The sequence below is a fragment of the Actinoallomurus sp. CA-150999 genome (assembly GCF_050942425.1).
Lineage (GTDB): Bacteria > Actinomycetota > Actinomycetes > Streptosporangiales > Streptosporangiaceae > Actinoallomurus.
The window spans coordinates 1320643-1342030 of sequence record NZ_CP192063.1 but is presented as its reverse complement, the minus strand read 5'-3'; the positions used below and the strand labels follow the sequence as shown (position 1 = coordinate 1342030).

At 70.3% G+C, this 21388-nt stretch carries 23 protein-coding genes; 12 read left to right on the top strand and 11 right to left on the bottom strand.

Going from position 1 to position 21388, the window contains the following annotated elements; genetic code table 11:
* Nucleotides 1–31 precede the first annotated feature (31 nt).
* Together ACQP2O_RS06425 and ACQP2O_RS06420 are read right to left on the bottom strand one after the other, a co-directional pair.
* Nucleotides 32–886 carry a TPM domain-containing protein gene (locus ACQP2O_RS06425; RefSeq protein ID WP_433180796.1) on the bottom strand — a complete coding sequence of 285 codons (855 nt, stop codon included), beginning with the start codon at nt 884–886 and terminating at the stop codon, nt 32–34.
* Between the two features lie 328 nt (nt 887–1214).
* Nucleotides 1215–2057 carry an ATP-binding protein gene (locus ACQP2O_RS06420; protein ID WP_433180794.1) on the bottom strand — a complete coding sequence of 281 codons (843 nt, stop codon included), beginning with the start codon at nt 2055–2057 and terminating at the stop codon, nt 1215–1217.
* Between the two features lie 106 nt (nt 2058–2163).
* On the opposite strand from ACQP2O_RS06420, the gene ACQP2O_RS06415 reads away from it, so the two are divergent.
* Entirely contained in the window at nt 2164–2964 is an 801-nt protein-coding gene (locus ACQP2O_RS06415) for a helix-turn-helix domain-containing protein (RefSeq protein WP_433180792.1), read from the top strand.
* The gene (locus ACQP2O_RS06410) at nt 2955–3119 is read left to right on the top strand and encodes a DUF397 domain-containing protein (RefSeq protein WP_433180790.1); all 165 of its coding nucleotides are present in this window, start codon (nt 2955–2957) and stop codon (nt 3117–3119) included. Before ACQP2O_RS06415 ends, ACQP2O_RS06410 begins: the two co-directional genes overlap by 10 nt.
* A gap of 200 nt (nt 3120–3319) precedes the next feature.
* Here ACQP2O_RS06410 and ACQP2O_RS06405 read toward each other — a convergent pair whose 3' ends face one another.
* The 3 genes from ACQP2O_RS06405 to ACQP2O_RS06395 form a co-directional block, all read right to left on the bottom strand.
* Nucleotides 3320–3772 carry a hypothetical protein gene (locus tag ACQP2O_RS06405; RefSeq protein ID WP_433180788.1) on the bottom strand — a complete coding sequence of 151 codons (453 nt, stop codon included), beginning with the start codon at nt 3770–3772 and terminating at the stop codon, nt 3320–3322.
* A 260-nt stretch (nt 3773–4032) separates the two neighbouring features.
* Nucleotides 4033–4911 carry a metallophosphoesterase family protein gene (locus tag ACQP2O_RS06400; RefSeq protein WP_433180786.1) on the bottom strand — a complete coding sequence of 293 codons (879 nt, stop codon included), beginning with the start codon at nt 4909–4911 and terminating at the stop codon, nt 4033–4035.
* 433 nt (nt 4912–5344) lie between these two features.
* The gene (locus tag ACQP2O_RS06395; RefSeq protein ID WP_433180784.1) at nt 5345–6973 is read right to left on the bottom strand and encodes a protein kinase domain-containing protein; all 1629 of its coding nucleotides are present in this window, start codon (nt 6971–6973) and stop codon (nt 5345–5347) included.
* A 256-nt stretch (nt 6974–7229) separates the two neighbouring features.
* Here ACQP2O_RS06395 and ACQP2O_RS06390 point away from each other — a divergent pair, with 256 nt between their 5' ends.
* A complete protein-coding gene (locus ACQP2O_RS06390) occupies nt 7230–7841 on the top strand; it encodes a hypothetical protein (RefSeq protein ID WP_433180781.1) in 612 nt (203 codons plus the stop codon).
* Nucleotides 7842–7922: 81 nt separating this feature from the next.
* On the opposite strand, the gene ACQP2O_RS06385 is transcribed toward ACQP2O_RS06390, so the two are convergent.
* Nucleotides 7923–8555 (bottom strand): GntR family transcriptional regulator, encoded by a 633-nt coding sequence (locus ACQP2O_RS06385; RefSeq protein WP_433180779.1) that lies wholly within the window; start codon nt 8553–8555, stop codon nt 7923–7925.
* Between the two features lie 62 nt (nt 8556–8617).
* Entirely contained in the window at nt 8618–8749 is a 132-nt protein-coding gene (locus ACQP2O_RS06380; RefSeq protein WP_433180778.1) for a hypothetical protein, read from the bottom strand.
* A 58-nt stretch (nt 8750–8807) separates the two neighbouring features.
* On the opposite strand from ACQP2O_RS06380, the gene ACQP2O_RS06375 reads away from it, so the two are divergent.
* Nucleotides 8808–9482: an HAD family hydrolase gene (locus tag ACQP2O_RS06375; RefSeq protein WP_433180776.1), complete on the top strand. Its 675-nt coding sequence runs from the start codon at nt 8808–8810 to the stop codon at nt 9480–9482.
* Nucleotides 9483–9491: 9 nt separating this feature from the next.
* On the opposite strand, the gene ACQP2O_RS06370 is transcribed toward ACQP2O_RS06375, so the two are convergent.
* Complete coding sequence (locus ACQP2O_RS06370; protein ID WP_433180774.1) at nt 9492–10379, bottom strand: LysR family transcriptional regulator; 888 nt, start codon at nt 10377–10379, stop codon at nt 9492–9494.
* Nucleotides 10380–10482: 103 nt separating this feature from the next.
* Between ACQP2O_RS06370 and ACQP2O_RS06365 the strand changes: the two genes are divergently transcribed.
* The 3 genes from ACQP2O_RS06365 (at nt 10483) to ACQP2O_RS06355 (ending at nt 13512) form a co-directional block, all read left to right on the top strand.
* Nucleotides 10483–11343, top strand: coding sequence for an oxidoreductase (locus tag ACQP2O_RS06365; RefSeq protein ID WP_433180772.1), 861 nt, complete (start codon nt 10483–10485; stop codon nt 11341–11343).
* A 47-nt stretch (nt 11344–11390) separates the two neighbouring features.
* Nucleotides 11391–12794, top strand: a complete 1404-nt coding sequence (locus ACQP2O_RS06360; RefSeq protein WP_433180770.1) for an MFS transporter — start codon at nt 11391–11393, stop codon at nt 12792–12794.
* Nucleotides 12795–12885: 91 nt separating this feature from the next.
* Nucleotides 12886–13512, top strand: coding sequence for a DUF1579 family protein (locus ACQP2O_RS06355; RefSeq protein ID WP_433180768.1), 627 nt, complete (start codon nt 12886–12888; stop codon nt 13510–13512).
* A gap of 83 nt (nt 13513–13595) precedes the next feature.
* Here ACQP2O_RS06355 and ACQP2O_RS06350 read toward each other — a convergent pair whose 3' ends face one another.
* The gene (locus ACQP2O_RS06350; RefSeq protein ID WP_433180766.1) at nt 13596–14207 is read right to left on the bottom strand and encodes a helix-turn-helix domain-containing protein; all 612 of its coding nucleotides are present in this window, start codon (nt 14205–14207) and stop codon (nt 13596–13598) included.
* Nucleotides 14208–14288: 81 nt separating this feature from the next.
* On the opposite strand from ACQP2O_RS06350, the gene ACQP2O_RS06345 reads away from it, so the two are divergent.
* The 4 genes from ACQP2O_RS06345 to ACQP2O_RS06330 all read left to right on the top strand — a co-directional run bounded on the left by ACQP2O_RS06345 (nt 14289) and on the right by ACQP2O_RS06330 (nt 17863).
* A complete protein-coding gene (locus ACQP2O_RS06345) occupies nt 14289–15620 on the top strand; it encodes an MFS transporter (RefSeq protein ID WP_433180764.1) in 1332 nt (443 codons plus the stop codon).
* Nucleotide 15621: 1 nt separating this feature from the next.
* Nucleotides 15622–16140 carry a GNAT family N-acetyltransferase gene (locus ACQP2O_RS06340; RefSeq protein WP_433180762.1) on the top strand — a complete coding sequence of 173 codons (519 nt, stop codon included), beginning with the start codon at nt 15622–15624 and terminating at the stop codon, nt 16138–16140.
* Nucleotides 16141–16177: 37 nt separating this feature from the next.
* Nucleotides 16178–16807, top strand: a complete 630-nt coding sequence (locus tag ACQP2O_RS06335; RefSeq protein WP_433180760.1) for an alpha-ketoglutarate-dependent dioxygenase AlkB — start codon at nt 16178–16180, stop codon at nt 16805–16807.
* A 624-nt stretch (nt 16808–17431) separates the two neighbouring features.
* Complete coding sequence (locus ACQP2O_RS06330) at nt 17432–17863, top strand: YkvA family protein (RefSeq protein ID WP_433180758.1); 432 nt, start codon at nt 17432–17434, stop codon at nt 17861–17863.
* 323 nt (nt 17864–18186) lie between these two features.
* Here ACQP2O_RS06330 and ACQP2O_RS06325 read toward each other — a convergent pair whose 3' ends face one another.
* On the bottom strand, nt 18187–19281 hold the full coding sequence (locus ACQP2O_RS06325) for an AraC family transcriptional regulator (protein ID WP_433180756.1): 1095 nt from the start codon (nt 19279–19281) through the stop codon (nt 18187–18189).
* Between the two features lie 155 nt (nt 19282–19436).
* On the opposite strand from ACQP2O_RS06325, the gene ACQP2O_RS06320 reads away from it, so the two are divergent.
* Nucleotides 19437–20477 carry a saccharopine dehydrogenase family protein gene (locus ACQP2O_RS06320; protein WP_433180754.1) on the top strand — a complete coding sequence of 347 codons (1041 nt, stop codon included), beginning with the start codon at nt 19437–19439 and terminating at the stop codon, nt 20475–20477.
* 120 nt (nt 20478–20597) lie between these two features.
* On the opposite strand, the gene ACQP2O_RS06315 is transcribed toward ACQP2O_RS06320, so the two are convergent.
* Nucleotides 20598–21362 (bottom strand): metallophosphoesterase, encoded by a 765-nt coding sequence (locus tag ACQP2O_RS06315; RefSeq protein ID WP_433180753.1) that lies wholly within the window; start codon nt 21360–21362, stop codon nt 20598–20600.
* Nucleotides 21363–21388: the final 26 nt, after the last annotated feature.

Sequence of the window (21388 nt, the reverse complement as noted above, 5' to 3'; positions counted from 1 at the left end):
GGCGATGCCGGAAGGCGGCGGTGGCGGTCGTTCAGAAGTCGCCGCTCGAGGTGCCGCCGCCCGAATCGCCACCCGACGTGTACCCGCCGGAATCGCCGCTCCCGCTGGAGAAGTCACTGGACGATCCCGAGTCGAAGGCGCTGAAGGCGGCGCCGGAGTCCACGTACGAAGACTGATCCTCGTAGCTCCGGTACCGCCGGCCGCCCGATCCGCCGCTGGTGCTCCGCGCTCCCGCACTTTTGGCGACGACGCCGACCAAGATGATGAACGCGATGACCAGCACCGCGGCGAGGAGCCCTCCGGAACCACCGTGATGTTTCGATCCGGCGCCGACGGATGCGGACGGCGAGAACGTCGCCTGCAGATGCAACGCGGTCTCGATGTAGGTCAGTGCGGAGTTCAGCGCCTTGCCGTAATTCGGCTCCATCTGGAAGCTGCTCGTGAAGTCCTCGCGTGCCGTGTCGGCCATGGCGTCCGACAGCCCGGAACTGGTCCCGCTGGTGATGACGATGTGCCGGGACTTGGTGTTCACGGCCATGATGACGACGTTGGCCGGCGCCGATCCGCGCATGGTCTCGTACCGCTGGTCGAAGGCGGCCTTGTCGCGCGCCAGGTCGGTCGTGGTGTAGATCCAGACCGGGTCCGGGTTCGGGTCGGACGAGCCGAAGATGGAAGGCGCATCCCGCAGCGACGAACGATCGGCCTTGGACAGCACATGAGAGTCGTCGGTGATCTTCACCGTGGCGGAGGACGTCTCCGAGGGACTCACCGACGGTTCCGGCGTCGCGGCCGACGCGGGACCGCCGAAGAGCAGCGCCGCGGCGAACATGGGCACCGTCATCAGCCGGACCACGCCTCGCGGCGCTCTTCGGGGGAATCGACCCATCGCACTCTCCTCCAGGCATCGCGGACGGCCCCTTGGACGATGGCGATGATCAATCGGTTTCTCCGTATCCGGGATCCGGCCGACAGTGGCCGCGCTCCCGGCGTTCACGGCGTGGCGGGCGGCCGGCGGATGAACTCGGCGATGAGTCGCCGGGTCACGGTGGGGGCCAGGAGGGCCTCCCCGGATGCGGACGGCGTCGAGCAGGTTGCGGCGTGGTTGCGGCGGCCGTGCGCAACGCGCCGTACGGCGCGCGGGACATTGCCGCCGTCGTTGACGTGCGAAACCCCCGCGATTCGGGCATTCGACCGGCCACGGCGGCGGCAAGGAGTCAACGACGACGACGGTCAGGCGCGTTGGCGGCATCGAGATCCGTGCAGTGGCCCACAATGCGCTCTACCACTTCCAACCGGTCGTACGGCGGGTGGCGTACCGTGCCTCGGCCCGGCGCTCGGTAGCTGATCGACGCCTCTCGCACCCAGACGTGCACCCCGGCGCGGACGCAGATGACGGCCATGCCGTAGCCGATGGCGAGTTGCAGGGGTCCGAGGCCCCGGGCGGCGAGCAGGGCGTGGATCTCCTCCGCCGTCCGGCGCGCCGGGCTCGGCCTCGGGGCGACGAGCCCGGGCGGCACGGGCACGGTGAAGTACACGGCCTTCCCCGGAACGGGCCCGGCGCCGAGCCGCGACCGGGTCCGGTGCACGCCCCACTCGCCGCCGTACTCTGCGGTCAGCGCGTCCACCACCTCGAACCCGCGCCCGCCCTCGGCGTACGGCGACGGCCGCAGCCGCCCGTCCGGCAGAGGCCCCTGCCAGGGCGCCGAGTCGTACACGGCGAACACGACCTCCGGCCGCGCACGCCACCGCACGTACGCCCACAGCTCCGGCAGGCCTGCCAGCGGCGGCCGGGTCGGTGCCTCGCCGCCGTACGCGTGCAGGTGAACGTTGGTCGCCAACTCGGAGAGCGCGACGGCCGCGTCGTACGTGGTGACGGCGGGCATCCGCAGCTCCGCGAACACCGCCTTGAGCACGCTCCGCGCGAACCCCGCCCCCGTCGGGCCCGCGGGCAGGATCCAGGCCGCGCACCCGCCAGCCGGTACGACCCGCGGATCGACTCCCCCGATCACCGTCACCACACTCACCCCGCCGCTCGTGTGCCGGAATTTGTTTTCCACAGCCTCCCTGACGGCCTCACATGGAGTAACTGCTATCTCTACACTCCGTTAACAACTGGTCAATCGGCCCCCGTCGGTTGCCAACGCCTGCCAACGGAGGTGGCCCATGCCGCGCCGACCCAACCCCCTCGACCCGTCGTCCTCTCCCCTCGCCCTCTTCGGCTCCGAGCTGCGCTTCCTCCGTGAGCGCGCCGGTCTGTCGCAGGACCAGGCCGGGACGAAGGCCAACTACAGCGGCTCGCACATCGGCTCCGTCGAGCGAGCGGAGGACATGCCGCTGCGAGCCTTCGCCGTGAAGATGGACCAGGTCCTCCGCGGCGACGGCATCCTCCCCCGCCTCTGGGACGGCCTCCTCAAACGCAGCGTCCACCCACCATGGTTCGACTGGCCCATCCACGAGTCCGCCGCCGACCTGCTGCGCAGTTTCGAGCTCGCGCTGGTGTACGGCCTACTGCAGACCGAGGCGTACGCGCGGGCGCTGCTGCACGGCGATGACCAGGCAGTGCGCGCACGGATGGAACGTCAGGAGATCCTGCGACGGAGCGAGCCAGAGCCGCCCTACCTCGTCTGTGTGCTCGATGAGAGCGTGCTCTGGAGAGAGGTCGGCAACCCGGAGGTGATGCGCGAACAACTCCAGCACCTGGTCGCGGTCGTCTCCGATCGGATAAGCGTGCAGGTGCTTCCGTTCGGATTGCACGGCGGCGTCAACGGATCGTTCGCGCTTGCCACACTTGACGATCAGAGAGAGGTAGCGTTCGAGGAGACGGCGGTGCGCGGAATCACGACAGGCGAGCCAAGCGTCGTAAGACGACTAACCCAGCGGTTCGAGTCGATCCGGTCACGGGCGCTGCCGGTCGATCAGTCCCTCGATCTGATCAAGAGGACGGCGAAAGAACGATGGAACTGACCCCCACCCCTGAATGGCGCACATCCACCCACAGCGGCGACCACGGCGGGAACTGCGTCCAGATCGCGGTCTGGCGCAAGGCCAGCCACAGCAGCGACAACGGCGGCGACTGCGTCGAGGTCGCGGTACTACCGGTCGCGGCCGCTGTCGGCTGACCGGCCCGTCGAACTCATCACACGAGGACGGCGAACGATGGAGCTGACTCCCACCCCCGAATGGCGTACGTCCACCTACAGCGCCGACAACGGTGGGGAACTGCGTCCAGGTCGCGGCGAGCCGCTCGCGTTCGGCCGGGGCACGGCCCGATCGGGCCGTGCCCCGGCCGAACGCGCACGGGGCACGGTCGGATCGGCTGTCAGGCGATGAAGTTCTTCGAGTTGCAGTAGGGCTCGATCAAGCCGTTACGGTCACTCAGGCAGACCGTGAGCCGCACCGGGCTGCCGTCCTTGACGTTGACGACCTTGTACTGGATGTTGCGGCTCTTGCCGCTCTTATTCTCCATGGTGGCGAGGACCAGGTCGGGACCCTTGCGAATCAGGTCGAGTTCCACGTACACCCATTTGTGGTCGCCGCCCTGATTGTCGCGGGCGGCGATGACGGACTTGTTCCTGGGCTGCGCGCCGTTGCCGTCGTACCAGAAGAAGCCCGTGCCACCCTTCGGCCCGGAGTCCCTGGTGTTGACGGTCCCGCTGGTTCCGTGCGCCAGCGCGCCGATCTGACCCGCGTGGGCCGCCGTGGCGGACAGCGCCGGCACCCCCAACGCCACCGGAACGATGATTGCCGACAGAGCTAGCCGCTTGTTCATCATGACCTGCCTTCTGCTCATCGAACTCGTCCGAGAGTTAAGACATTTCAGCCATTCCGAATGTGACTCCCCACGGCGTGCATGTGACGTAGATCACTCCACGCATGCATCCAACTCAGGCGACCGCTATCGGGCACCATGTCCACGGTGTCCGCTCTCTACACAGCTTGTCCGTTTCGGATGGACCTATCGGCAACGGCGCTCGCTGAACTGCGGTCGACAACCTGGCGGATTCTGCGGGCGCAAAGCGGTGGCCGGCCTGGCTAGGGAGAAGAGACAGTGACCAGTGCGGGCAGGTCGATCTGGTCGCCGTGGATGTCGGCGAGCCACGGGTCGTGGATGTATTCGAAGGCGTAGGTCCGGGTGTCGAGTAGGCCGATGCTGCCCGGCGTGATCTGCTGCCGAGGATTGACCGGCTGGGAGTCTCTAATGTCGACCTTGGGGCGGACTAGCTGGCCGAGCGCATAGGACGTTGTCGCGCCATAGTGGCGTGGGCCGTTCTCATGGTGGTAGTGGCCGCTGATGTGCAGGCGCGGCTGTAGGCGTTCGATGAGTTTGCTCAGTTTCCTGGACCCTTGGGTGATGCCGCGCCAGGACGACATGCCGTAGGGGCCGTCGTGCGTGACCAGGATGTCCACACTGCCGGGTTCAATGGTCAGGAGGCGGGTGTAGGCGTCATGGTCGAAGTCCATCGAGTCCGGACATTCGATCTTCCCGAGGAACGCTATGCGTTGTCCCGCGACGTCAGTGATATGTCCGCAAGTGACATGGTGATAGGCGCCGAGGGGATCCACCGGTGTCACGGCGGCGGCGCTGGCATTGTGCAGGCCGGCCAGCCATTGATGATCCTCATGATTGCCGCTGAGGAACAGAAACGGGGGAATCTGCTGAAGGGCGAGGCGGACGCCCCCGGCCAGGCGTGGTTGGGGGTCCAGGAGGCGGAAGAAGTCACCCTGAGCTGGATTGTCAGCTCCGAAACGGTGGCTGGACTCGTCCCACCGCTCAGGCGCCGGGAACGCGCCCAGATCTCCGACCTGGATCACGGCGTCGAGTTCGACAGCCCGATGGCGGGCGAGCATGACGGCTGCTCCCAACGCGTGCAGCACACAACCGTGGACATCGCCGAAGAACGCGATCTTCATCATTACCTCCGCTGACCGGACCTCGAACTCATCCGCCGCAAGAGGCTCCCCCAGCTCCCCCAGGTACGGCGCGCAGCCTCGTCGTGGGGGACATTCTCCGCCCTCTCGGCCGACGGCGGAGCAACTTCCGACAACTAACCCGGAACACCAACATCCACGCCGGCAGAAAGACCTGAACGCCGACACGTTCGACCGGTGCCGTGGTCCTCGATGGTTCCTCGACGTCCGCCCAGCGGAACTGAAAGTGGAAGTGGTGAGCTCCGTGCGGCCCTGGGACGGGCAGCAGGGCCTGGTCCGCTGCGTCGAGGTCGCGGTGCTGTCGGCTGCCGCCGTCACGCGCTGACCGGCGACATCACGGATGACCGCCCCGCCGGGCCGCTGCCCGGCGGATGGTCGGTCGGCTGCGTTGACGCTTGCCCAAGGCGTTGTTCGCTCAGCGGTTGAAAACCTCGACCTCTTTAAGTTCGAAATAATATTGGCCGAACTCGTCCTGCGTCAGCTGAGTCCCGGTCACTTTCACATAGCGCGCGATGGTCCTGGAGAATGTGAAGCGCTGCGGCCGCGTTCCGGGAGCCGGGTAGTTCGTCTCCGACGCCATTCGTGTCCACGCGTTCCCGTCGCTACTCACCAAGATCGCGAAGTCCCTCGGAAAGCAGCCCCCGGGAACGTCCGGATCGTTTCGCGGGTATAGATCGACTTCGTCGATCGGCTCCACGGAGCCCAGGTCCACCTGAATCCACTCGGTCGCGTTGGTGCTCGTGTTGGGCTGGCTGGCCCAGCCCGAGTTCGCACCATCGGTCGACGGCGTGGTGTCGCCGTCTGTGGCATCATCTGGCGCCCACCCCGGGACGTCGGCCTTGCTGGAGACGATGACCGGCTTGTTCAGGGCCAGGTTGACAGGTGGCCGCCCAGCACTGCTCGGGGTGGTGACCGGCTCGGTGGATCGTGTGTGCTGCGAAGATGACGCCGGGCGTTTGGACGACGCCTGATGCGACAGCAATGCCGTCGAGCCGACGACTGCGGCCGTAGCGAGCAGGGCGGCCCCCCATAGTGGCCCACGCCGGTACCGGGATCTCGAGCGTGGCCGGCGTGCTGCCACGGGGGTCTCGGGTGAAGCCGGGAAACCCGTCTTCGTCCCGGCGCCCGTGACCGCGGGTCGCGACGGTGGAAGCGGTTCCGTGAACGTATGGGCAGCGGCAGCGAGCTGCCGGGTCGCGGCCGCCTGGGAAGCCGCGGGTGTCGTGAGCCGGCCCAAGAGGTCGGCGAGGGTGGGTCGGTCAGCCGGGTTCTTGGCCAAGCACGCGCTGGCCGCCTCAGTGAGTGACGCAGGAACATCGCTGAGGTCGGCGGACTCGTGGACTACGCGGTAGATGACCGCTTCGATTGCGCCGCCGCCGAAGGGACTACGACCGGTGGCTGCGAACACCATAAGCGCGCCGAGCGAGAACACGTCGGCGGCCGGGCCGACGGGACCACCTCGGGCCTGCTCCGGCGACATGAAACCAGGGGTGCCGATCACCGCGGATGTGTGGTGGGTGGCGTCGTCCAGGGCACGGGCGATCCCAAAGTCGATCACCCTCGGACCGTCGGCAGCGAGGATCACATTGCCCGGCTTGAGGTCACGGTGGACAAGGCCGCAGTCGTGAATCGCGATCAGGCCCTCAGCCACCCCGGCGCCAAGCGCGCGAACGGCGTTGAGCGGCAGCGGCCCGTTCGTGTCAACCGCTTCCTGCAGCGAAGGGCCGGGCACGAAGGCGGTGGCCAACCATGGCGGATCGGCCTCAGGATCCGCGGCCACGACAGGTGCGGTGTAGAAGCCCCCGACCCGTCGCGCCGCTTCCACTTCCTGGACGAAGCGGCGACGAAACCCTGGATCTTCTCCCAACTCGCTGCGCATCAGTTTCACCGCAACGAGCCGACCGGCGTGCGATCGCCCCAGGAAGACCTGCCCCATTCCGCCGGCACCCAGGCGGCCGGTCAGCCGGTATGGACCGATCTCGGAGGCATCGCCAGGCCGCAACGGTCCCAGCAAGTTGATCACCCCCGTCAGAAGAACACCCACGTCTCCTTAATAGGCATCTTCTCAGGGGCCGGCACATCTTGGCCAGATCTTGCACGAAGCGGCGGTCGACCCGGGCACCTGCCGACGACCTCGCATGGCGGCGACGGCGTGACCTGCGGCTAAACGTTCCGGTGCGCAGGACGCCGAAATTTCCCGGCGAACCCGAGCAACTTTGGGGGCCTAAAGGACATCTTCCTTTATGAGACCCATGATCATGAGTGCGGCACCGCGCTCATGCGAGCTCGGGGAGATACCGATGGACACCAAGAACCGGCGGCGCAAGCCCGTGCTGATCGCGGCGGTCGTCGTCGCCGGCGTCGCCGTCACGGTGAACTCCGTCGCGCCGTCCACGTCCGCGTCCAGCGCCACCGCCGCCGCGGCGGCCAAGGTGACCGCCGGCGCGCCCGGCAGGTCCGCGTCCGGCGACCCGAAGGTGTCCCTCGTCGTATCGACCGCGGCCCCGGCGAACACCGGCCGTGACATAAAGATGTGCGCCGCCGCGCACGGCAAGTACCAGGGCACGGTCGTACGGACGGTTCCCGTCATGGGTGAGATGGGCACGGCGAAGGGCAGGCGGGGCGGCACCGTCATCGTCATGCGGTCCACCGTCTGCGGAACCGCGTGGGCCCAGGTGAAGAAGGACGGGAAGTACGACAAGCGGGCGTACCCGACGAGCGTCTGGATCGCGACGTACGCCACGGAGGCCACCGAGCATTCGAAGCTCGGTGAGAATTATCGCGAGGCCGCCACCCGCGCGGTCCTCTCGACGAGGGCGGTACCGGCCGGTGGGCACGGGACGCTCGAGGTCGAAGCCCGCTGGGCGGGAAAGGGCCTCGCCTTCTACAACGCCGTCCCCATCGTCTACTGACGCTCGGCCGGCGTGCCGACGGCGAGTTCTCCTACGACGCGCGCGAAGCCGGGGACCAACGAACTCGACGCGGAGGACCGGCTACCCGATCAGGCCGTGCATGGCCCCTTCCAGGTGCTCTCGCATCTGTGTGACGGCTCGTTTCTGGTCACCGGACCGTACGGCCTCCAGCAGTGCCCAGTGCTCGGCCGCCAGATCGTGCGGCCCGGGGTAGGAATCACCGAGCTGGGCCAGGCACAGCTGCATCTCTTCCTGCATGGCCGGATAGATCCGGTCCAGTCGTTCGCTGCCCGCGCAGTGGATGAGGGCGATGTGGAACGCCGTGTGCGCCTCGACCCGCTCGCCCCAGCTCGCCGTCTCCGGAAGACCCTGCATCGCCGCGAGGGCCTCCTCGGCCGGCGTCAGTGATCGGCCCTCGGCGATGATCCGCCGCACGGCCTCCAACTCCAGCGGGGTGCGTACGAAGAACAGGTCACGTACGTCGTCCGGGGTGAACGTGGGCACCTGCAGCGACCGGCCGGATCGCTGTGCCAGGTGCCTGGCGGCCAGCTCCTGCAGAGCCGAGCGCACCGTCGGCCTGGCCACGCCGAACTCCGTCGCCAGTCCGTTCTCGGTCAGCGGCTCGCCGGGCTTGAGGTCACCACTGAGAATCCGGCGGCGAACCTCGGCCACGAGCGCGTCGCGTGTGCTCGTGGTCTGCAAGGCCGTGGCCACCTGGTGCACCCCTCCCGGTCCTGAACGCTCTCAGACTATCAGTCAGACAGCATGACAATCCGTCAGCAGATGACGTCCCCAGGCGTCCCCTGATCGGGCGCGAGCAGGTGCACGACTCCGTCCTGGCCCTGTCCGCCGAGCAACAGGAACTCGCTGCGGAAGCCGGCGATCCGCTTCGCGCCGAGGTTCACCACGCCTGTATAACTGTATAGCAGACTGACCGTGTCTGGTTCTTTCACCCAGGAGGCGACGATGAGTGAGATCCGCTGGGCGACGTTCGACTGCTTCGGCACCCTGGTCGACTGGCGGCACGGGATCGCCACCGGCGCTGAGCTGCTGTTCCCCGGTCGCGGCGCCGAGTTGCTGGAGATCTACAACCGCCACGAGCCCGAGGTGCAGCGCGACTTCCCGGCGATGCGCTACCGAGACGTCCTCACGGAGTCGCTACGCCGGGCGGCCGGGGAGGCGGGGCTCGATCTGCTCCCGGACGACGCGTCGGTGCTGGCCACGGGGATTCCCTACTGGCCGGTCTTCCCCGATACGCGGCTTGCCCTGGCGCGGCTGCGCGACGCCGGTTGGCGGATCGCGCTGCTGACCAACTGCGACCGTGACGTGATCGGAGAGACCCAGCGTCGGCTCGTGGTCCCGATCGACGCGGTCGTGACGGCAGAGGATGTCGGCAGCTACAAGCCCGACCACAACCACTTCCACCGGTTCGCGGAATCCTTCGGCGCCACCCGGGACACCTGGGTTCACATCGCGCAGAGCTACTTCCACGACATGCGGCCGGCCCACGCGCTGAACATTCCACGGGTGTGGATCAATCGGCTGGGCGAGCAGGACGATCCGTCGATCACGGACGCTGTCCTGCCCGACCTCTCCGATCTGGTGAGCACCGTCGAGCGGGTCCACCGCGCGGCCCGGTGAGCACCGGCTCTACCTGCGGTCGGCGGCGAGTTCTCCCACGACGTGGGCGAAGCCGTGGACCAGCGGGTTGTCCGTGGTGGCGGGCCAGGCGAGTGCGACGCGAAGCGGCTCGACGTCGGTGAGCGGAACCCAGGCGAGGTCGGGCCGGGCGTAGTAGCGGGCCATGCTCATGGGCGCGAAGCAGATCGCGACGCCCTCCGCGACCTGCTCCAGCATCTCCTCGACGTTGTCGTTGGTCGGCCCCCAGCGCGGGGCCGATCCGTCCGGCCGTGGGTTGACCGCCCACCAGTCGACCCACGCGCGCGGCGCGCGTTCGGTCCACATGAGGGGCTCGTCCTTGACGTCGAGGATCGACATCTCCGTACGGCCGGCGAGCGGGTGCCCGGCGGGCAGGCCGACCACTCTCGCCTCGGTATGGACGATCTCGCTGCGCATTCCGGTCAGGTCGGCGGGCAGCCAGACGAAGGCGACGTCGACGCGGCCGTCCCGCAGCGCCGACGCCTCCTCGCCCCAGTCGAACCGCTTGGGCTCGACCCGTACGCCCGGATGGCGGCGGGCGAACTCCGCGCGGGCGCGTGTCGTCAACTCCCCCGCGCCGCTCGCCTCGAACCCCACCCGTAGCACGCCGGTCGCGCCCCTGCGGTGGCGTTCGGCGGCGGCGGTGACGCGTTCGGCCTGGCGGAGCGTACGGCGGGCCTCGGTGATCACGTCACGCCCCGCCGGGGTGGCGGTCACACCGCCGGCGTGCCGGTCGAACAGCCGTACGCCGAACTCCGCCTCGAGGTTCTTGAGGGCGTACGAGAGGGCGGGCTGACTGACGAACAGCCGCTCGGCGGCACGGCCGACGTTCCCCTCGTCGTCGATCGCGATCAGGTAGCGCAACTGACGAAGCTCCACGCTGCGATGATAAACGCTCTTTATCGCTCAAACGATCTTCTGTCTTGGACGCCCCGCTCCATCCGCTGACATAACGGAGACATCTTCGATTGGAGTCAGCGACATGAGCATTGAGAACACGCGTGAGGCGAGCGGCCGGGTCTGGTTGATCACCGGTGCGTCCTCCGGTTTCGGCCGGTCGATCGCCGAGGCGGCACTGGCCGCCGGTGACACCGTGGTGGCCACCGCCCGCAAGCCGGAGGCCCTTGACGACCTGGTCGCCGCCCACCCCGACCGCGTGAACACCGTCCAGCTCGACGTCACCGACACCGCCCGTGTCGCCGCCGTCGTCGCCGAGGTCATGCTCTGGTACGGCCGGATCGACGTCCTCGTCAACAACGCCGGCCACAGCCAGATCGGCGCGGTCGAGGAGACGACCGACCGGGAGTTCCGCGACCTGATGGACGTGCACTTCTTCGGCCCCGCCGCGCTCACCCGGGCGGTGCTGCCGCACATGCGCGACCGGCGATCCGGGGCCATCGTGCAGATCAGCAGCATGGGCGGGCAACTGTCGTTCGCCGGGTTCGGGGCGTACTCGGCGACCAAGTTCGCCCTCGAGGGGATGTCCGAGGCACTCGCGCAGGAGGTCGCCCCGTACGGGATCAGGGTGCTGATCGTCGAGCCGGGCGCCTTCCGTACGAGCCTGTTCGGCGGCGCGCTCTACCAGTCGGCGGCCATGGACGCCTACGCCGAAACGGTCGGCCCCACCCGGACGATGGCAGGCGGCGCCCACGGTCAGCAGCCCGGCGACCCGGCGAAGGCCGCCGCCGCCATCCTCACCGCGCTCGACGCGGAGAAGACGCCGCTGCGCCTGCCGCTCGGCAACGACGCCGTCGACGCCCTCGTCGTGCACGCGGACGCGATCCGCGAGGAGCTGCGGGAGTGGGAGCCGGTCTCGCGCGGCACCGACTTCGACGACGCCTGAACCGCACCGTCGACCATCGCCTATCTGAACGTCTCAGGAGCGTCCTGATGAAATCCCTGCCCACGCCCTCCGCTGCCGCCCGCACCGCGGTCGCGGCGCCGGAGGCGGTCCGGGGCGGATCTCCGGTGGTGCTCGGCGCCGCCATGCTGGGCTTCTTCCTCATCTCGCTGGACGCGTTGATCGTCACCGTCGCACTGCCCCACATCGGCCGCAGCCTCGGCGGTGGCATGTCCGGCCTGCAATGGGTGGTGGACGGATACACGCTGATGTTCGCCGCCCTGATGCTCTCCGCGGGCGCCCTCTCCGATCGCATCGGGGCCCGGCGGGCGTTCGGCGGCGGGCTGGTGCTCTTCGCGCTGGCCTCCGCGGCGTGCGGGTTCGCGCCCGGGCTCGGCGTGCTGGTGATCGCGCGACTGGTGCAGGGGGCCGCGGCGGCGGTGATGATGCCGGCGTCCCTCGCCCTGGTCCGGCAGGGCTTTCCCGATCAGGCGAAGCGGGCGCGGGCGATCGCCATCTGGACCGTGGGCGGCGCCGTCGCGGTGGCGGCCGGGCCGGTGCTCGGCGGGGCACTCACCGCTTCCGTAGGGTGGCGGTGGATCTTCTTCGTCAATCTCCCGGCGGGCCTGCTGGCGCTCGCCCTGCTCGCCCGCGTGCCGGCCTCCCCGCGGCTGCCCTCGCGGCTGGACGCGGTCGGGCAGGTGACGGCGGTGGTCGCGATGGGCGCGCTGACGTACGGCGTGATCGAGGGCGGCGCCGAGGGTTTCGGCCGGCCACCCGTGGTGGTGTCGCTGCTGGTGGCCGTGGCCGCGGCAGCCGCCTTCATCGTGGCGCAGGCCAGGGGCGCGCACCCGATGCTCCCGCTGCCGCTGTTCCGCTCGCGGGTGGTGGCGGTGTCGCTGGTGGTCGGTTTCATGCTCAATGCCGCCTACTACGGCGGGGTGTTCATCTTCAGTCTGTACCTGCAGCAGGAGCGCGGGCAGTCCGCGCTGCGCACGGGCCTGATGTTCATTCCGATGACGGCACTGGTCGCGGTGGTGAACCTGGCCTCGGCGAAGCTGGCCGGGCGGTTCGGCCCGCGGGTGCCGATGGTCGCGGGACAGCTACTCGGGACGGCCGGGCTGGTGGCGTTGACCACGGTCGGCGCGCACACCGATGTGTGGACGGTGGCACTGCTGATGGTGCCGGTCGGCCTGGGCGGCGCGCTCGCGGTGCCGGCGCTGACCGCGATGCTGCTCGACGCGGTGCCCGCAGACCGGGCCGGCACCGCGGGCGCCGTGCTCAACACCGGCCGCCAGGTCGGCGGAGCGATCGCGGTGGCGGTCTTCGGGGCGCTACTGGCGGGCGCGGACACGTTCCTGGCCGGCATGCGGTGGAGCATGCTGGCCGCGGCGGCCGGGCTCGTACTGACGGCGGGGGCGACGCTGACGCTGCCGCGGGGCGGGCGGACGTGAGGCTCGCTGCGAGCGGGACGGCATAAGGACCGGCTGCCCGCACTCGCCCGGTCCGCGTAACCGATCACCTATCGACCAACGGAGTTGAACCATGATCAAGAAGTTCTCGCTCACGATCGCGGCGTCCCTCCTCGTCGTCGGTCTGACCGGTGTGGCGGGTGCGTCCGTTCAGCACCGGCCCGCCTCTGCCTCCACCACCCCGGCCGACAACCTCAACCCCGGCCCGTACCAACGCGCACTGGACCCGCTGGTCGGCACCTGGAAGGCCGTCAAGACCAACTACATCCTCGGCGGCGGCACACCCATCGTCTCCCACGACATCACCGTCACCACCCACTGGATCACCAAGACCGGCGGCCGCTTCCTGGAAGAACAGACCCAAGGAACCCTCGGCGGAAACCACTACTACCGCCTCGGCATCCTCGGCTTCTCCAACATCGACCACCGCTACGAATGGACCACCTTCGACAGCGTCACCCCCACCGCCATGACCTACCGCGGCAACCCCGTCACCGCGACCTCCTCCGTACTGTCCATCCCCGGCGAGTTCACCGACCCCGGCGTACTCGGCCCCGAATACCTCGGCAAGACCATCCCCATGCGCACCGTCATCACCATCGGCCGACACGGCCACCACACCTTCGACCTCTACTTCACCCCACCCGGCCAGCACGAACGCCTCGTCGACCGCGTCGTCTACACCCAAAAGATCAAATAAGAACAGCCCTGGGCACGGCGGTAGAGGACCCCGGCGCCGGGGTCCTCTACCCGCTCGAGATCCATCTCGGTGATCAAGCCAGGTCAGAACAGGGAGGGCGTGAGCATCCACAGCAGCTCGGCGTCCTCGTCCGCCGACGGGTTGCGCCAGCTTCGCTTCTCTCGGCCGGTGAAGGTCAGGGAGTCCCCTGCTTTGAGTCGGAGCACCTCGCCGTCGAGGGTGATCTCGAACTCTCCCTTCGTGACGTGGATGAACTGGGCGTCGGAGCGGGTGCGATAGGGCGGATCCCCGTCCCCTTCACTGTTCCCGCCCGGCGCCACCGTCGACTGGATGACCTGGATGGTCCGGTTCGCGCGGGGGGTGAGCAGGAAGTCCTGGACCCCGCTGCCGCCGAAGTGCAGCGCGGGCCGGCGGTCGCCCGGCACCAGCCCGGACTCCCCGTCGTCGAACAGCTCTCCCACCCGGACGCCGAGCACCTCGCAGATCCGCAGGAGCGAGGCGACCGACACGTTGGCCCGGTCCCGCTCGACCTGGGAGAGGAATCCCTTGGTCAGCCCGGTGGCCTGGGCGAGCTGTTCGATCGTCAGCTCCCGCTGCCGTCGCGCCCGCCGCAGCCGGTCTCCGATCCGCGGCCGAGAGCCGGAGCCCGGCCCGGAGTCACGGTCGTCGCGCGGCTCGGACGCGTCGGTGGCCATCGAACCCCTCTTCGGTATTGGCAAACTTAGTTTAGCTAGAGCATACTTTTCGGACGGTTCACCGCTCGGTTCGGAGATCCCATGCTCTCGCAGACGACACCGCCGCCGCGCCTTCGCGGCCGGCGCGAACCGGCATGGCGTGACCGGATCGCCAAACGGCTCCCCGACCTGTCGCGCCTGAGGGCGTTCCGGCGTCTCTGGGCCGCTCAGACGATCTCCTATCTGGGCGACCAGGTGACGGTGGTGGCCCTGCCGATGACGGCGGTCCTGACTCTTGGCGCGTCCGCCTCCGAGACGGGACTCCTCGCGGCCGCCGGCACGGCGGCGAATCTGGTGTTCTCGCTGCACGCGGGGGCGTTCGCCGACCGGTACGGCAAGCACCGCGCGACCATGGTCAGCGCCGATCTGGGCCGGGCCGTGCTCCTGGCGTCGGTGCCGCTGGCGTACTGGCTCGGCGTGCTCACCCTCGGCCAGCTCTACCTCGTCGCGTTCCTGACGGGCACGTTGGCCGTCCTGTTCAACGTGAGCGCCGTCGGGCTGTTCACCGCCGTCGTGCCACGCGAGTCGTACGTCCAGGGCAACTCCCTGATCCGCGGCAGCTACTCCTTCTCCTGGGTCGCCGGACCGAGCGCCGCCGGTGTGCTCGTCCAGATGATGTCCGCGCCCATAGCCCTGATCATCGACGTCGCCTCCTTCCTCGGATCGGCGCTGCTGCTCCGGTCGATCCGGCCGCCCGAGCCGGTGAATCGGGCCGTCTCCGGCCACGGCGTCCGGGAAGGGCTCGCCTTCGTACGGCGGACACCGGCCCTCCGCGCGAAGTTCGCCGCCGAGACCAGCCTGAGCTTCTTCCACTCCGTGTACTTCGCCCTGGTCATCCTCTTCGCCGCGCGCACTCTCGGCCTGTCGGCCGGGATGATCGGGCTCACCCTCGGCGTGGGCGCCTGCGGGGCCCTGCTCGGCTCCGCGGTGACCGGCAGGACGAGCGGACGCATCGGGCTGGGACGCGCGTACGTCCTCGGCTCGCTCCTGTACCCCGCGGCACTGGCTCTGGTCCCCCTCGCCCCGGACGGCGGATGGGGCGCCGTCGCGCTCATGACGCTCGCCCAGTTCGGGGGCGGGCTCGGCCTCATGCTCTGCGACATCAGCGGCAACGCGATCCAGCAGGCGCTGACGCCGGGCCGCCTGCGCTCTCGCGTCCAGGGCGCGTACCTGGCGTTCAACGCGGGGGCGAGGCCCCTCGGCGCGCTCGCCGGAGGTCTGCTGGGCGACCGGATCGGGCTGCGTCCGACCCTCTGGATCGCCGTGATCGGCGGCGTCGCGAGCGTCCTGCCGCTACTGCCGTCCCCGCTGCCCCGGATGCGCGACCTCCCGCGCAGGCCGGTCGACCTCGAACACATCGCGAAAGGAAGATGACATGACACCACAGACCACCGCCGTCCGGATCGAGCCGTGGGCCGAGGGCGACCTCGAGCTGCTCCGGCGCATCAACGCTCCGGAGATGACGGAGCATCTCGGTGGCCCGGAGACCGAGGAGCAGGTCCTCCGCCGACACCAGCGCTACCTGGAGCCGGGAGACGAAGGGTCCGGCGGGATGTTCCGCGTCGTCGTCCTCCCGGAAGGCACGGCCGTCGGCAGCATCGGATACTGGGAGCGCGAGTGGCGGGGCGAGACCGTCTACGAGACGGGCTGGGGCATCCTGCCGGAGTTCGGCGGCCGGGGGCTGGCGACCGCCGCGGGCCGTCTCGTCGTCGAGCGTGCCCGCGCCGAGCGGCGGCACCGGTTCCTGCACGCGTACCCGTCCGTCGACCATCCCGCGTCCAACGCGATCTGCCGGAAGCTCGGCTTCACCCTGCTCGGCCCCTGCGACTTCGAGTACCCGCCGGGGCACCCGATGCGCTGCAACGACTGGCGCCTGGACCTTCGAGCCGGATGATCGAACACGCGTTTGAACAGGTGCGTAGACTCGTCGTATGACAGAGGCTTTCCAGGCGTCGCTGCTCGACTTCGACGACGAGATCGGCCTCGGCCCGCTCGGCTCGTCGGTGCACCGCACCGTCCTCGACCGCGGGGCCTGGATCGACGTACGCCGGGGCTGGGTGACCGGGGCGGACACGCTCTTCGAGCGGCTCCGCGACACCGTCCCATGGCACGCCGAACGGCGACACATGTACGACCGGGTCGTCGACGTACCCCGCCTGCTGAAGTTCTACGAAGAGGGCGAGCCGCTGCCCGACCCGGCCCTCGACGAGGCGAAGCGCACGCTGGACGCGCACTACGCCGCCGAACTCGGCGAGCCGTTCCGCACCGCCGGGCTGTGCTTCTACCGCGACGGCCGCGACAGCGTCGCCTGGCACGGCGACACGATCGGGCGCGGCAGCACACACGACACCATGGTGGCGATCATCTCGGTCGGTGCGCCCCGCGCGCTCACGCTCCGCCCGCGCGGGGGCGGCACGACCCTGCGGTACGACCTCGGTCACGGTGACCTCATCGTCATGGGCGGCAGCTGCCAGCGCACCTGGGAGCACGCCGTCCCGAAGACCGCCCGGCCCTGCGGGCCACGCATCAGCATCCAGTTCCGCCCGCGAGGCGTCCGCTGACGGCCGGCCCGGCCCGGCAGCGCCCGTACGACGCCTGGTGGCTGCGGCACAGCACTGAGGCCCAGCGGCAGCGGGGCAGCGCCGACATCCGCCCGGCGACAGCGGCGTGGCACCGACACCTGCCCCGGCACCCGGCGGGGCAGCGCCGATGCCCGCGCGGCGGCGCGGCGTCTGCGCCCGAACAGCGCTCGGCGGCAGCGGGGCAGCGCGGCTGCGCGGGTATCGACGCCCGAACAGTGCCTGGCGGTAGCGGCGCGGTCGGCCGGCGGCGAGCCGGCCGCAGAGTTCCTCGGCGCGGTCAAAGCGGCCGCCGCAGGCGCAGCAGGTCGCAACCGACACCCGCACGGCGCCCGGCGCCCGGCGACAGCGGCGTGGCACCGATACCCCCCGTGCGGCGTCTCGCGGACGGCGCCGACGCCCGTACGGCGGCTGCTGACCACCCCGTGACACCGGTACTCCCCCGTGCCGCGGCTGCTGACCGTCCCGTGGCACCGATAGTCCCCGTGCGGCGTCTCAGTGACGGCGTGCGGCGCCGACGCCCGTACGGTGGTCGTCGGCGTGCGCTGCGAATATGTGGGCGAAAGCGGGAGATACTCGCGGTGTCCGCGACCCTTCGGAGGAGCAATGGCCTGGCTGGGCGCTCTCGTCCTCTTCGTCGGCGCGATCCTGACATTCGCCGTCGGCGGTGACGTCGGGACCCTCGACGTTCGCACGGTCGGCATCGTCGGGATGGCCGTCGGCGGCGTCCTGCTCGTCGTCGGTATCGTCCGGCTGCGCCGTACCCCCCGGCCGACCGGAGCACGGTCTTCCTCCGGGGTGATCCGGGGCGGCGTGCAGGCGCGGGTCCAGGAGCAGATGTACCGGACGAGCAAAGGCAAGATCATCGCGATGATCGCCGTCGTCATCTACATCCTCTCCCCCGTCGACCTGATCCCGGACGTGTTCCTGCCCGTCGGCATCATCGACGACGGCACGGCGTTCGCGTGGCTGCTGTTCGCGATCGGCCAGGAGGTCACCCGGAAGCGCCGCAGCGCGCTGGCTGCCCGTGAGCGATGACCGCATGCCCGAAGCGCCGCCACGCGTCATCGACCCGGTAGCGCTCACGAGGTGCCCGATGGACGCGCGGTACCCGAAGTGCCGCCACGCCTCATCAGCCCCCGCCCGGCGAACCCGCAGCGCCGAAGCGCCGCAGCGCGTCACCAGCCCGTAAGCGATGATGGGGCGCCCGGTGAACCCGAGGCACCCGAGGCGCCCCCACACGTCGTCAGCCCCCGCCCGACGAACCCGCGGCGCCCGAAACGCCGCAGCGCGTCACCAGCCCGTGAGCCATGACGGGGCGCCCAGTGAACCCGAGGCACCCGAAACGCCGCAGCGCCTCGTCAGCCTGTAAGCGATGACTGCGCGGCCGGTGAACCCGCGCGGTACCGGCCGGGGGCGGTCGTGAACTCTCGCTTGAACGCCCTGGCGAAGGCGAACTCCGAGGTGTAGCCGGTGCGTTCGGCCACTGAGCGCAGTGGCAGGTCGGTGTCGCGGAGGAGCCGCGCCGCGATCGTCATCCGCCACCACGTGAGGTAGCCCAGCGGTGGCGAGCCGACCATGGCCGTGAAGCGCCGGGCGAAGGCCGCTCGCGACAGCCCGGCTTGGGCGGCGAGCGACTCGACCGTCCACGGCCGGGCGGGGTCCTCGTGGACGGCGCGCAACGCGCCCGCGACGGCCGGGTCGCGCAGCGCGGCGCCCCAGCCGGCCGTCACCTCATCGGGCTGGTCCTCGTAGTACGCGCGAAGGATGTACAGCAGGAGCAGGTCCAGCAGTCCGGACAGTGCGGCGTCCCCGCCGGGGCGGGGACGGGCGCCGAGCTCGTGGCCGAGCAGGTCGATCGCGGCCCGCAGCGCGGGATGCCGGCCGACGCGGGCGGGCAGGTGAACGACGTCGGGCAACTCCGTCAGCAGCGGATGGGCCCGCGAGTGGTCGAGGCGGTACGCGCCGCACAGCATCTCGGTCCGGACACCCGACCCGTCACGCCCGCCCCAGACGCCCGACCCGCCGCCCGCAGTCCGGACGCCCGACCCGCCGCCTGCGGTCCGGACGCCCGACCCGTCACCCGCGGTCCGGACGCCTGGCCCGTCGCCTGCGGTCCGCGTGCCGGAACCGTCGTCCGCGTCCGCGCCAAGGTAGAGGCCCTCGCCGCCGAGCGGCAGGTCGTCGTACGTGAGGCGGACGTCGGCCAGGCGCCGTGACGGGGTGTCGGCGATCCCGTGGCCGAGTTCGCGCGGCAGGAAGACGACGTCGCCGACGTTCAGCGCGACGGGCTCGCCGCGGGCCGGGATCAGCCAGCAGGAACCCTGCAGGATCACGTGGAACCCGGCGCCCTCCTGCGGCTGGAACCGGATCCCCCACGGGGCGCACAGCCGGGTCCGTGACGAGTGCGGCCGGCCCGTGCGCATCACCGCGATCGCGTCGCTCAGCACGTCCATGCACCAACCGTACGGCCCACAACACACGAGCAAGACGATCGGACATGGAACGCGGACGTACGGGCATGGGATCGGCCGCTCGCGATTCCTACGGTGATTCCCGGGCGAGGTCGCGGACGTGCCGCGATCCGCCCGAGACCTTCAGGGAGAACGAGATGAGGATCGCCGTCTACGGGGCCAGTGGATTCACGGGCCGGCTCGCGGTCGCCGAGGTACGCCGTCGGGGCATGACCCCGGTCCTGGTCGGCCGGAGCGAGGAACGCCTGCGCAAGGCCGCCGTGGAGGCCGGAGGTGGGGACGTCCGTGTCGCGGGCCTGGATGACCCCGCGGCCCTGGCCGACGCGTTCGGCGACTGCGACGCGGTGGTCAACTGCGCGGGGCCGTTCACGTCACGGGGCGAACCCGTGGTGCGCGCCGCCATCGCGGCGGGCCGGCACTATGTCGACACCACCGGTGAGCAGCGGTACATCGACCGGATCCTGTCGGCGTACGACGCCGACGCGGAACGCGCCGGAGTCGCGGTCGTTCCGGCACTCGCCGACGACGGTGGCCCCGGCGACCTGATCGCGCACCTGACGGCCGAGCGGGTCTCGCCGGTCGAGGAGCTGCTCATCGCGGACATGCGGCGTCCCGGTGGGGCCTCGCGCGGGACCGCGCGAACGATGGCGGAAGTGTTCGCCGAAGGGGCGGTCGACTACGTCGACGGCGCCTGGGTCCCGGCCGGTGATGACGCGCCCGCGTCGCTCGTCGTACCCGGCGCGGACGAAGAGGTGCCGGTCACGCCGTTCGCGCTGCCGGGGGTCGTCACCGTGCCGCGCCACGTGTCGGCGCGCCGCGTCCGGAGTGTCGTGGCGGCCGAGGTGGCCGCGATGTTCCTGGCGCTGACGCCGGACGTCGTGGAGAGCATCCCCGAGACGCCGGACGAGGACGCCCGCCGGGCCGCCCGGTGGCTCATGGTCGCCCAGGCCGACGACGGCCGGGGCGGCCGGGCACGTGGCTGGGTCACCGGCCCCGACCCGTACGGGCTCACCGCGGTGATCGCTGTGGAAGGGGCGCGGCGGCTCGCCGCCGACGAGGGCCGGGTCTCCGGTGAGAGGCGGGCGGGGGCGCTGACCCCGGCTCAGGCGTTCGACCCGGCGGACTTCCTCGGCTTCCTCGCCCCGTACGACGTCACCTGGCAGGTCACCGGCCCGTGACGGTCAGGTGACGACCACCCGATAGTGGGTGGTCAGCCGCCCCTCGTCGTCCAGGACGTGGAAGGCAAGCGCGGGAGGCTCGGCGCCCTCGCCCCGTACGAAGTCACCGGCCCATGACCCTCAGACGACGACCACCCGATAGTGGGTGGTCAGCCGCCCCTCGTCGTCCAGGACGTGGAAGGCGAGCGCGGGAGGGAGGTCGTGGTCGACGAGGCCGTCCGTGCCCGTACCCCACGTGCCGGTCTCCCACGGCAGGCGGACGGTGGAGACGACCCCGGGCGCGACCAGCAGCGGCCGGCCCGCGAACGTCGTCGCCGCCGGAGTGTGGGCGTGGCCGCAGAGGACGGCGACGACGTTCGGGTGACGGGCGATGAGCCCGGCGAGCCGGTCCTCGCCGAACTGCCGGATCGCGTCGACGTACGGGGCATGCAGGACGACGGGCGGGTGATGGAAGACGATGAACACCGGCGTTCCGGACGGCGTATCGGCGAGCACCCCCTCCAGCCAGGTCAGGGTCTCGTCGTCGAGACGGCCGTCGTCCCGCCCCGGGATCGAGGAGTCGCACATCGCGAACACCGCCCCCGCGACGCGATGCTTCTGGTTGACGGGGCCGTCGGTGGCCGGTGCGTCGAGTAGCACCTGCCGGTACGGGCCGCGGACGTCATGGTTGCCCGGGCAGGTCAGCACCGGGTGCCGCGACGCCAGGACCGTGCGCGCCTCCTCGTACTCGGTGGCCAGGCCATGGTCGGCGATGTCCCCGGTGACCAGCACGGCGTCGAGGTCGTACGGCAGCCGGTCGAGGTAGGCCATGACGGCCTCCGTACGCGCGGCGGCGCGCGGCGAGCCGTCGAGGTGGGTGTCGCTGAGGTGCGCGAAGACGATCACACGGCGACGGTACGGGAGCGCGCGGG